At 68.6% G+C, this 10,503-nt stretch carries 9 protein-coding genes and 1 pseudogene; 5 read left to right on the top strand and 5 right to left on the bottom strand.

Going from position 1 to position 10,503, the window contains the following annotated elements; translation table 11 throughout:
* Window positions 1-90: 90 nt before the first annotated feature.
* Window positions 91-624, bottom strand: coding sequence for an SMI1/KNR4 family protein (locus ACFWBN_RS39090; RefSeq protein ID WP_385186433.1), 534 nt, complete (start codon window positions 622-624; stop codon window positions 91-93).
* A gap of 179 nt (window positions 625-803) precedes the next feature.
* Between ACFWBN_RS39090 and ACFWBN_RS39095 the strand changes: the two genes are divergently transcribed.
* Window positions 804-2,324 carry a SpoIIE family protein phosphatase gene (locus tag ACFWBN_RS39095; protein ID WP_385186456.1) on the top strand — a complete coding sequence of 507 codons (1,521 nt, stop codon included), beginning with the start codon at window positions 804-806 and terminating at the stop codon, window positions 2,322-2,324.
* A gap of 61 nt (window positions 2,325-2,385) precedes the next feature.
* Here ACFWBN_RS39095 and ACFWBN_RS39100 read toward each other — a convergent pair.
* Window positions 2,386-2,913 (bottom strand): annotated as a pseudogene (locus ACFWBN_RS39100) (ATP-dependent DNA ligase); the annotation flags it as partial.
* 409 nt (window positions 2,914-3,322) lie between these two features.
* On the opposite strand from ACFWBN_RS39100, the gene ACFWBN_RS39105 reads away from it, so the two are divergent.
* Window positions 3,323-3,841: an AAA family ATPase gene (locus ACFWBN_RS39105; protein WP_385186437.1), complete on the top strand. Its 519-nt coding sequence runs from the start codon at window positions 3,323-3,325 to the stop codon at window positions 3,839-3,841.
* 141 nt (window positions 3,842-3,982) lie between these two features.
* A complete protein-coding gene (locus tag ACFWBN_RS39110; RefSeq protein WP_385186440.1) occupies window positions 3,983-4,450 on the top strand; it encodes a hypothetical protein in 468 nt (155 codons plus the stop codon).
* Between the two features lie 256 nt (window positions 4,451-4,706).
* Here ACFWBN_RS39110 and ACFWBN_RS39115 read toward each other — a convergent pair whose 3' ends face one another.
* The 3 genes from ACFWBN_RS39115 to ACFWBN_RS39125 all read right to left on the bottom strand — a co-directional run bounded on the left by ACFWBN_RS39115 (window position 4,707) and on the right by ACFWBN_RS39125 (window position 7,544).
* Window positions 4,707-5,390: a hypothetical protein gene (locus ACFWBN_RS39115; protein ID WP_385186443.1), complete on the bottom strand. Its 684-nt coding sequence runs from the start codon at window positions 5,388-5,390 to the stop codon at window positions 4,707-4,709.
* A gap of 405 nt (window positions 5,391-5,795) precedes the next feature.
* The gene (locus tag ACFWBN_RS39120) at window positions 5,796-6,128 is read right to left on the bottom strand and encodes a hypothetical protein (RefSeq protein ID WP_385186446.1); all 333 of its coding nucleotides are present in this window, start codon (window positions 6,126-6,128) and stop codon (window positions 5,796-5,798) included.
* Window positions 6,129-6,437: 309 nt separating this feature from the next.
* On the bottom strand, window positions 6,438-7,544 hold the full coding sequence (locus ACFWBN_RS39125; RefSeq protein WP_385186450.1) for a response regulator transcription factor: 1,107 nt from the start codon (window positions 7,542-7,544) through the stop codon (window positions 6,438-6,440).
* Window positions 7,545-7,730: 186 nt separating this feature from the next.
* Here ACFWBN_RS39125 and ACFWBN_RS39130 point away from each other — a divergent pair, with 186 nt between their 5' ends.
* Together ACFWBN_RS39130 and ACFWBN_RS39135 are read left to right on the top strand one after the other, a co-directional pair.
* Window positions 7,731-9,155: an FAD/NAD(P)-binding protein gene (locus ACFWBN_RS39130; RefSeq protein ID WP_385186453.1), complete on the top strand. Its 1,425-nt coding sequence runs from the start codon at window positions 7,731-7,733 to the stop codon at window positions 9,153-9,155.
* 473 nt (window positions 9,156-9,628) lie between these two features.
* Complete coding sequence (locus ACFWBN_RS39135; RefSeq protein WP_385186459.1) at window positions 9,629-10,438, top strand: IS5 family transposase; 810 nt, start codon at window positions 9,629-9,631, stop codon at window positions 10,436-10,438.
* Window positions 10,439-10,503 lie beyond the last annotated feature (65 nt).

A 10,503-nucleotide genomic window follows, 5' to 3' on the forward strand; every position in this document is an offset into this window, starting at 1 on the left:
AGTTGCCTACGCGTCACGACCACAGTCCTACTGGGTTCCACCTCGCGAAGAGGCCAGAAGCCAGGAACTGATCACGACATCACACAGGCCCTAGCAGGTGCCGGTGCGGACCCGGTAGTACGGCCAGAGCGCCATGTCCTCTTCTTCTTCCGCGTTGCAGTACCACCACCCCGTGCCCTCCAGCCATCCGCGCAGCCACTCGACGAGGCTGGGGGCATCGACGTACCAGGCGAACTCCGGTAGAGCGGCATTGGGTTCGAAGAGCAGCACGGCCGCGTCGTCGTCGCGGCAGTCGACGCACGCGAGGATGTAGCAGCCCCAGTCGACGATGGGCAGCACGCCCTCCGGCCAGGCCCAGCCGTCCGCCTGGCCGCCGGACCGCCTGGCCAGGTAGCTGGAGACGGAGTCGAGCAGCGGGAACAGATCGGACTCGGGGCCGAATCCGCCGTTGGCGACACGGGTGTACAGACCGGCCAGCAGAGGGGGCAGTGTGAACCCCAAGGCGGCCTCGGCCCGTGCGACCTCCTCCGCGCTCGCGGGAGCGAGCAGGCAGGCACCCTCGAAGGGCAGGGCCTCGGGCGCCTTCGCAGCCACGTCTTCCAGCAACTGATCGATGTCGGTCATGGGCACATCATCGACGACGCCAATGTCGAGCACTTCCGGATGGGCCGCATCGGACGGGGGTGCGGGTGGCCGACCAACGCCAGCGCCGCGACCGACTCGACGCCACCCAGCTCGCCGCGCTCGCCGACCTCAGCGTGCAGGGGGCGCGGCAAAAGGCCAGGGGGCCGCCTCCTGGACTGATGCCTTCGAGTCGGTCTGCCTTCATCTGCCGGGTGCCGGCGGCCAGGGCGAGGAGTCCCCCGCTGCGGGCGAATACTCCGGCGTCGGTGCTGGTTCCGTGTTGCTCGCCGGCCTCGACGGTGTCGGTGACGGCCGGATGCGCTGTCGGACGTGGGCGATCCCGCCGTGCCGGATCCGCTCGTTCTTCCGGTCCGGCCGCACGAGATAGGCGCCGAGCGGCTCACGGACCGGAGGGTGATGGCCTTCCGGCACGTCAGCTTGTAGAGGGGACCTTGGCCCCCATCGTCGTTCTCGACGCGCAGCTGCGCCATCTGTACGTCAACCCGGCATGGGTACAGGTCAGCGGCGTGCCCGCCACTCCGTTCCTGGGACGAACACTCGGGGAAGTGCTGCCGGATCTCCAGAGCCCGGACGACGTCCTGTTCGAGGTACTCGCAGACGGGCAGCTTCGGGAGGCAACCATCGCCGGAACGACAGAGGTCTCCTCGCCGCTGGGGCAGAGGCTCTGGTGCGCGGTCTATCACCGGGTGGATCTACCGGGACGGGACGCGGGTCTGTGCGGGATTGGCGTGGAGATCAGCAATCTGCGCCGCTATCTGGACGACCTGGAGGCCGCACATCAGCGGCTTGCCCTGCTGGATGCCGCGGCCGAGCGCGTCGGCACGACGACACTCGACATCGAAACCACGTGCCAGGAGCTGGTCGACTTCCTGGCCCCCTCGCTCGCCGACATGGCCGCGGTGGGGATCGTCGAAGAGGAGTTCACCGGCGCTCCCCCACCCCCTCCCGGCTTCTTGCGGCTGCGCAAGGTCAGGGGCTCAGCACCCCCCTGGGATGGAATGGGTGCTGCACCAGCTGGCGGACCGGGACCGTACGTCGACGTTCCCCGTGGCGTCGCAACACGGCAGTGCCTGGACAGCGGGCGGCCATGGCTGGGCAACCTGGCCTCGGACGAGCTGTTCCAGAAGGTGACCGTGGACCCCAAACGGACAAAGATCTTCCGGGCGGCCGGCATCCACTCGCTTCTCATCACCCCGCTGATCACGGCAGGCCGCCCGGTCGGCGTCGTCCTTCTGGGTCGAGCCGACGCATCGCAGCCCTGCGACGACGACGATCTCGTGACGCTCCAGGTGCTGGCCGGCCGGGCCGCCGTCTCCATCGACAGCGCGCGCCGCTACAGCCACGAACACACCATGGCGCTGGAACTCCAGCGGGCTCTGCTGTCCGAACCCCGCGCCCCCCACCCCGCTGTGGAAGTGGCCGCCCGCTACCTCCCCTCCGGCCGCAGCGTCCTCGTGGGCGGGGACTGGTACGACTCGATTCCCCTGCCGGACTCCCGCACCCTGCTGGTCATGGGCGATGTGATGGGCCACGGCTTCCAGGCCGCTGTTGCCATGAGCCAGTACCGCTCCCTGCTGCGCACCATTGCCGCTTCCGGCGCGGGCATCGACAAGTTCCTCTGCGAGTTCGACCGCCAGGTCGCGCACCTCGGCCTTGCACAAGGAGCTGCGGGCGGGTGAGAGTGCCGGTGACGGCGCCGATGACGGCCTCGGTGGTGTCCCGTCTTCTGATCTTGGTCCAACCCCGATATCCAGGAAGGTCGCGCTGGCCCTGGCCCTTGATCAGAATCCGTTCCACGCCGGACACATCCGTCCAGGACTCCAGCCATTCCCGCGCGGTCGCAAGGTCCGTGGTCATCGGGCAGAGCGTCCACGGTGCGGTCAGGGCCTGGTCGGTGAAGAGGGCCTGAAGGCGTGTGCGGCGGTCCCGGTAGGGCAGGTGGAGCAGCTCCTGGCTGTCGGCCTGCAGGACGTCGAAGGCGACGTAGTAGGCCGGCAGTCGGGCGGCGAGGGTGGCCGCGGAGCGGGAACGGGCAGCGGCCCGGCGCTGCAACCCCTCGAAGCTGAGCGCACCCGCCTCGGGATCCCACACGAGCAGCTCACCATCGAGGACCAGGCCGGCGGGCAGCTGCTCGACTGCCGCCGCGACAAGGTCGGGGAATCGGTCCTGAATCAACGATCCCCGCCAGGTCTGAAGCAACACGCCACCGCCCGGCACCGGCGGGGTGAACAACAGCGCCCGGTGACCATCGAACTTCTGCTCGTACACAGGACCTTGATCAGCTTGCAAAGCACACAGCCAGGCCCAACTCGCCAGCGAGACCCGACGGTTCTTCCACCGCCGCCAGCGTCAGCCACCCATCGTCTGGGGCTGCTTCCACGGCCCCCCTGCCCCACACGGGAGCCCACGGCATGCAGCCACGGACGCCTCCCTGCAACGCAGGCTGGAGACCGCTCTCAAACGCAACCGGCAACTTCGCGACCAGGTCGCTGATCTCACCCGGAAACCGGAGACCGCCTACGGCGAGATCCGCCGCCTCCGCACCCTGACCGCCGCGCCATCGAAGGGAGACGCTGAGCGCCCCTGAATCTCGTGGCGCGTGAGCTGGAATACTCCGCAGACCGGTGTTCTCCGGGACACCGACAGGTGTTCCGTCCTCGCGGGTAAGGTCACCGGCATGATCATCTGGTTGAACGGGACCTTCGGCGCCGGCAAAACGACGACCTCGAAGGAACTTGCCGCGCTCCTTCCAGATGCAAGGGTCTTCGACTCCGAGACCGTCGGCTTCATGCTGCGACACGTCCTCAACTCCGTTCCCGTCAAGGACTTCCAGGAATGGCCGCCCTGGCGTGGTCTGGTCGTGGAGACCGCGTCGCAGCTCCTCGACTTCGTTGGTGGAGTGCTCGTCATCCCTCAATCGGTGCTGGTCGAGCAGTACTGGGAAGAGATCCACGCCGGGTTGACGAAGGCCGGCATTCCGGTGCGGCACTACGTGCTGCACACCGATCCAGACACGCTGGCCCAGCGCATCGAGAGCGACATGGTCGAAACCGGTGCTCGCCAATGGCGCCTGGACCACATCCCTCGCTACCAGGACGCCCTTACCTGGCTGCGGCGAGAAGCCGAAGTCATCGACACCACTCACCTCTCGCCCACCCAAGTTGCGCAGACGATCGCGGCCCGGGTTTCCAGCTGAGCGGCTGGGGACGATTCCACCGCGGCCGGGAAAAGGACCAGGCCCATGCTTGCCTGGACCGGCTCGCCACCTCCCCCTATGGGCGAAGCCCGGGCCGGCGATCGCACCGGCAGTATCTGTGTCGGCGCCCACACTGCGCTCATGACCACCCCCGACCCATGCAACCAGTGCCTCCCAATGGTCGACGAACTGCTCGCGCTGCCCTTCCCCGCGACCGCCACCACCGACGCCACCGGCTACGCCGGCCCCGGCCACCAAGTGCGGTACCTACGGATCAGCCAGGATTTCTGGCACGACGACAGGCGGGCCTGGGAGCAGGCCCATGCCGAGCTGGAAGCCTGCCTCGACGACCTGACCCGCACACTCTCGGCACGCTGGAACGACCCCCTCGTCGTCGACCTCTGGGCCTGGCTCACAGCCGGCTTCGACGGCAAGGAGGCGCCCGAACCACTGGAGTACCTCAGCCAGCACGCCACCAACATGCGCGCCTGGCCACTCCCCAACGGTACCCACTGGCTCGGACTCGCCCTCGGCCAAGCCGACAAGGAGCTCCCCCTTGTCCTGTACGCGGCCGTCGGGACCGGACCCGTGCTCCAGACCCCTAGCTGAGGGACAGCAGTCGAGACCACGACCCCGCACAGATCGGCAATCACGACCAGAACAGCACCAAAGAATCGCTCCGCCCACACCCCGGACCGACTCGGGATGTCTGCGGAGCAACTCCCTCACGAACGAACCTCTCCCCCAGCCTGGATAACCCCGTTCCACGGGGACCGGGCCTACGGCCCGATGGGGTGTCCGCTACGCACCCCCACTGGATCCGCAGCCAGCGCATCATCGCAGCAGTCGGTGTTCTGTGCTCTCACTACGACCCGGCGCCAGAGACCTTCGTGAACTTCTCCCACTGGGCCGTCACCACCTCCGCCGGCACCCCGCCGAAGTCCTTGACGTCGAGGATGTCCGAGCGGAAGGAAAGCGTCACCGCCCCGGAGCGGATCACTGTCAGGTACTTGTGCAGGGAGACATCCTTCTCCTTCACGTCCTGCACCACGATCCGGTAGGCCAGGGCCTCGTCACCGAGCGAGGGCGCCGCAACCGGCTTCACCTCGATGACCTTCCCCTCCACGACTGCACGGTCCTCCGTATAGCCAGCCGCGCACCTCAGGCCCGCCTCGGCCAGAGACTTCATCGCCGCGGCCGCACCCTCGCCCGGGTAGGAACGCAGCAGGACGTCCGTGTCCACCTCCTGCCACTCGCCCGGCACCTCCACCTTGGTATACGCCTGCGCGGTGTGCCCGGCTCCGCGGAGGGTGCTGAGCGGGGTGCACACCTCGGGCGAGGCCTCGTACATCTCGCTGAACGGCTCGTCGAGCACCGGTACCGAGGCCTCGTACCGGCCGGCCCTGGCGCCCGGCGCGAGCATGTAGGACGTGAGCTGCTCAGCGGTTGGGCCCGGAGCCCCTACCGGGCTGCCGCCCGTGCCGCAGCCGGCGGTACCCGCAAGCAACGCCGTGCCGATGAGTGCGACCGTCGCCGTACGCCTGTTCATTTGCCGCGTCCCCCTGTGGATCGTGCCGAGCACTGATTGTGCGGGCTACCTCACGCGGAGCCGCGGGCGGGGCCCCGGATCAGAGGGTTCAGTAGGTGTCGTGGATCCGGAGGGCGGGCCGTCCACCCGGACGAGACCCCTGACCGGCACCACATACTGCGGGTCGGTGTGGCCGAGTTCTACGTCGAAGACGGCCATCCTGTCGGGGGCATACGTGCACAGGGCCCACAGGACGGGCCCGGCTTCGCCAAGCAAGGCCGGCCCTTCACTCCGGTCCTTCGCTCCGGACGGGTTCGGGTTCCGCTGCGCTCCACCTCCACCCGAAACAGCCCGCTCTACGGACCCGAGTGACCCCGTTTCACCGGGTTCGGGCCTCCGGCCCGATGGAGTGTCCGCTCCGCACGCTCAGTGGGTCATGACGTAGATGACCAAGGCCAGCGGCGCGGGGCAGGCCAGGGCACCCAGCAAAGTGAAGCGGGCCTCGCGCGACAGACGCCGGACGCCAGGGGCGAAGTAGAGCAGGGTGAAGACCATGCCCGCGCCACCGACGATGCACACCGGCCAGAGCACCAGTTCGGTCATGTCCCCACCGGTCGCCGCGCCAAACAGGATGAGCGCGGCCACGACGAAAAGGATCAATCCCACTGTCGACCCGGCGACGGCCCAAAGGACCGCTGCGGCCACCACGAGGGCCCTGTTCGGCACAGCCGTCCTCTGGCGTGCGGATACTGCGAACATGTCGGACTCCCTGGCGCTGACCTGTGGTGACGCACCAAGTCTGGAACGCCGGCGACGCCGGGAGATGAGTGCGCGTACTCAGAACGCGACGGCCGGATGCTCAGCAACCCCTGACACGCGTCGCCAACCGCCTGCCCACGACGCACCGCTTCCAGGTCAGAAGCCGTATCTCAACCGAACATCGTGGTTTGACTTCTGCTGGTCAGGCATGGTTTTGGTCGAGAGGAGAGGTCCACGACATGGCTCATCCTGTACCTCGGTCATATTGAGACTCCCGGCCGTCGCTTCGACGTCTGAGGGGTGGTGCGCTCACACGGGCCGGTAGTGCTCGGCAAACAATCGCGCGACGAGTTCGCCGCGGCTGGAGACCTCCGTCTTACCGAAGACGGCCTTGACGTGGTCGCGCACGGTGTGCGGGGAGATGAACAGCCTCGCAGCGATCTCGGTGGTGGGCAGCCCGCGCGTGATGAGCTGGGTGATCTCCAGCTCGCGCGGCGTCAGCCCGTACGCCTCGGCGACAAGGACCGCCCGGTCGGCGGCGGCGGTCGGCTCGATGACGAGGGCCACGGGGCCGGGTTGCCCGGCGGGGCCGCTGAGACAGGAGGCGTGGCAGGTCAGCCAGTGGCCGTCAACGGTTCGGATGCGCGTCCTCGCGCCGCCTGCCCGGTCGCGGCCCTGGGCGATCGCGCGAGCCTGTAGCGCGGTTGCGACCACCCAGATCGGGAGTCTCAGGCCCAACTGTGAGGGGATGGAAGGGCCTTCAGGGAGCCGCGAAAGATGCTGCCGTGCCTCCTCGTTGATCGATGTCGGTTCGCCGGAGGGGTCGAAGAGCACGAGTCCGGGCGCGGGTGAGCCGGTTGTGCCGTCGGACGCGGACGGGCGGGCGAGCCGGCGCAGCTGCGCGGCCAGCGGAGCGGACAGACCGGCGAGCAGCGCGGTCTCGGCCGGGCCGAAGGGGGCGCCCTCTCGCATGCGGAACAGGCTCACCACGGCCCATGGCCGGTCGCCGACCCGCAGCACGGCCCGTAGTTCGTCGTCCACGCCCTGGCTTCCGAGCAGCCGGCGGAAGCGCGCGCTGCGCGCGGGCAGGTCGCCAGTGGCCGCGCGCAGACCGGCCGCCGGGACGGCGGCGCGGGCTAGGTCCCGAAACGGCAGGACGTTCTCCTCCAGGAGTTCGCTTTCCCAGTACTCCGCGCACCGTTCACCAGAGCCGAGATTCTCCACCAGCATCGGCGCGGTGATGAGACCGGTCTCCGGGTCGGTGGCCGCCCATACCGCCGAGTCGAACGGCATCAGCCGTCGCAGCTTGGCGGACATCCGGCTGAAGAGTTCGCGGGTGTCGGTGGCCCGCTCCGCACCCGACAGCACCTTGGCGTGACCTGACAGCACCTCGGCGTGGCGGCGCGCATAGGACATGGAACTCCCCCGTGATCTGGATGCAGGCCAGCTTGCCCGCCCTCCTGTCCTGCACCAACCCCCCGTTTGAGGGGGTCATTCCCGGCCGGTTTCACCGCTCACTGGGGATGGGGCTCGGCACCGACGGCGGCGAGGCTCGAAGAGGCCGCGGCTCCTGTCGGCGGCCCGTAACTCGAGGGGAAGAACATGGACATCGCAATCGTCGGAGCGGGTGCTGCCGCGGTCGGCCTGCTGGACACGCTGGCGGCCACCGCCGATAGCCCTGGCGCCATCACAGTGCTCGAGCCGTCCCCGCATCTTTGGCGAGGCCGCCCGTACGGCCCTGACCTGGACACAGTGCGGGTCAACGCACCACCGGCCATCATGTCGATCCGCCACCTGGACTTCGGGCACTACGCGGCCTGGCTGGACTCGCGCGCCGCCGCGCACCTCGATGAACGGCTGGGACAGCCGTTGGTTTCGCGCGCGCTCTACGGCGAGTACCTGGCACACACTGCCGAGACGGCGCTGGCCACCCTGCGCGCAGGCGGCTGGCGGGTGCGCATCGTCACCACCCGCGTCACCGGGATAGCCCGGTCCGGAGCCAACTGGTCGCTGCGAACCGAGGATGGACGCGGGTATGAAGCCGACCACGTGGCTCTGTGCGTAGGCGGGGGAACGCCGCAAGACCACTACGGTCTCAGCGGCGCCTCCGGATTCGTGGACGATCCCTACCCGCTGGCACGCACACTCGACCGGGTCCCGCCCGGCACCAACATCGCCGTCATCGGAAGCGGCCTGACCGCGGTCGACATCGTCGTGTCGCTCGCCGCGCGCGGGCACACCGGGCCGATCACGCTGCTGTCCCGCAGCGGTGTGCTGCCCCACGTCTGGCAGCGCCCGGTTGAGCACCGGCCGCAGCATGTGACCGCCGAGCGGGTGGCGGTGCTGCACCGGCAGCACGGTGCCATCACTCTCGAGGACCTCATCGGGCTGCTGCGAGCCGAACTGGCTGAGACCGGAGAGGACTTCGAAGCCTTCGTGGCCGACCTACTGGCGACCACAACCGAAGATCCGGTCCGGCGCTTGCGGGCGCAACTGGACGCTGTCGACGACTCCAGGATCGGCCGCCGGGTCCTCCAGGAGACAGCGCACAGCGTTGGCCCGTACGCGTGGCGGCTGCTGGCCGAGCCCGACCGCATGCGGCTGCGGCATCACTTCCGTGCGGCGACGAGCGTCGCCTCACCGATGGTCCCGGTGAACGCCGTTACCATGATGCGGCTGTTGGACTCCGGGCAACTCGCCGTCGCCCCGGGCGTCCGCAAGATCGAGGCGGCGGAAGGCGTGTTCCGGGTACGCCGCGACGACGGCGAACACACCTTCGACGCCGTCATCAACGCCGTGAACCCGCCACCGCGGGCGATCCCCCGGGGGGCCGGGCAGTTGGTCACGGCCTTGCTGGCCGACGGCTCCGCCGAGCTGCACCCGGCCGGTGGGCTGGTTCCGGCTGACCCGCGCCTGCACGTGGTGGGAGACCTCGCCGGGGGCGGTCCGTTCATTACGTCAAGTATTGCGGGCATAGCGGCCCAAGCGGCACGGACCGCGCAGACGATCGTCGCGGCCAGGGACTGAAACCCCCACCCCGCACCTTTCCAAACGGCTTCCATTGCCGGCCGGGCTATTGATAGCCCGCCCGCCAATGGGGGAGCTACGTCTCAACCAATCATGGAACGTGCGGGTCGAACTGGGTGTCTGGTCGGGTGATCTTGGCCGGATGGATGCATGAGAACAGGGGCCCTTGGTAGCTCGGGGTTGCGACGCCACTCGAATATCAGGAGGCCCTGTTGTTACAGTCTTGCGTGACGGTCCTCATCCCGTCCAACTCCCGTGTCTTGTCGTGTGATTGCCTCGCGCACCGATTCGGGAATGCGGCTGACCGGCCGGATCGGGTGTGGCGGTACCCCTCCGACATGACGGACGCGGAGTGGGCGGTGGTGCGTGAGGTGTTGCCGGTGCCGGCGCGGCTGGAGGGCCAGGATGGTCAGCCGGAGGGCCACCGCCACCGGCAGATGCTGGATGCGGTCTTCTAGGTCACCGGCCACGGGATCAAGTGGCGCTCCGTTCCTGCCGACTTCGCTCCATGGGACTGCGTCTATGCCTTCTTTCGCAGGTGGCGGAACAACGGCCTGGTCAGGGAGCTGCATGACCGGCTGCGCGGGAAGGTCCGCGAGGCCGAAGGTCGGCAAGCGGAGCCAACTGCGGCGATCATCGACTCGCAGTCGGTGAAGGCCGCCGCCTCGGTGCCGTCCGCCACGCGCGGTTACGACGGCGGGAAGAAGATCAACGGAAGGCGCCGGCATGTCATCACCGACTGCCTCGGCCTGATCCTGATGGTGCTGGTGACGGCCGCGGACGTCACGGACCGGCAGGCCGCCGGTCTGCTGCTGCCCCGACTGCGGACCCGTTTCCGGAAGATCAGCCTGGTCTGGGCCGACGGCGGCTACGCCGGATCCCTCGTCGCCTGGGCGAAGGAGAAACTCCAGCTCACCCTGTTCGTCAAACGGAGTGACGACATGGCGGGGTTCGTGGTGCTGCCGAGACTGTGGGTGGTGGAACGAACTCTGGGGTGGCTGTTGCGCACGAGGCGTCCGGCCCGGGGACTACGAGACGCTACCCGCCAGCAGCGAGGCGTTCATCCACTTCTCGGCCAGCATACTCATGGCCCGCCGCCTGGCCCGCACCACCGCCGGCCAGGCCGTCAGGTCGCCGCGGCAGGCACGGACGACGCTCGCGGCATGAGCCGGCCCGACGGCACAAGGGCCAGCCAGTCCCGCTCGACCAGCGCTTCGCTTTCGACCGCACCTCCTCGATCTTCGCCGGCACTAAGAAGTCATCTCATTTGGCTCGTTGGGTAGGCTGTCGGTCGTGGTGGGGATTGTTGAGCGGCTGGTGCCGGATGAGTTGTGGCTTCTGTTCCAGC

It is taken from the genome of Streptomyces sp. NPDC059989 (assembly GCF_042736975.1).
Lineage (GTDB): Bacteria > Actinomycetota > Actinomycetes > Streptomycetales > Streptomycetaceae > Streptomyces.

Coding starts and splice junctions, on each gene's coding strand:
- ACFWBN_RS39090 (WP_385186433.1), bottom strand. CDS start 624: ATGACCGACATCGATCAGTTGCTGGAAGACGTGGCTGCGAAGGCGCCC.
- ACFWBN_RS39095 (WP_385186456.1), top strand. CDS start 804: ATGCCTTCGAGTCGGTCTGCCTTCATCTGCCGGGTGCCGGCGGCCAGG.
- ACFWBN_RS39105 (WP_385186437.1), top strand. CDS start 3,323: ATGATCATCTGGTTGAACGGGACCTTCGGCGCCGGCAAAACGACGACC.
- ACFWBN_RS39110 (WP_385186440.1), top strand. CDS start 3,983: ATGACCACCCCCGACCCATGCAACCAGTGCCTCCCAATGGTCGACGAA.
- ACFWBN_RS39115 (WP_385186443.1), bottom strand. CDS start 5,390: ATGAACAGGCGTACGGCGACGGTCGCACTCATCGGCACGGCGTTGCTT.
- ACFWBN_RS39120 (WP_385186446.1), bottom strand. CDS start 6,128: ATGTTCGCAGTATCCGCACGCCAGAGGACGGCTGTGCCGAACAGGGCC.
- ACFWBN_RS39125 (WP_385186450.1), bottom strand. CDS start 7,544: ATGTCCTATGCGCGCCGCCACGCCGAGGTGCTGTCAGGTCACGCCAAG.
- ACFWBN_RS39130 (WP_385186453.1), top strand. CDS start 7,731: ATGGACATCGCAATCGTCGGAGCGGGTGCTGCCGCGGTCGGCCTGCTG.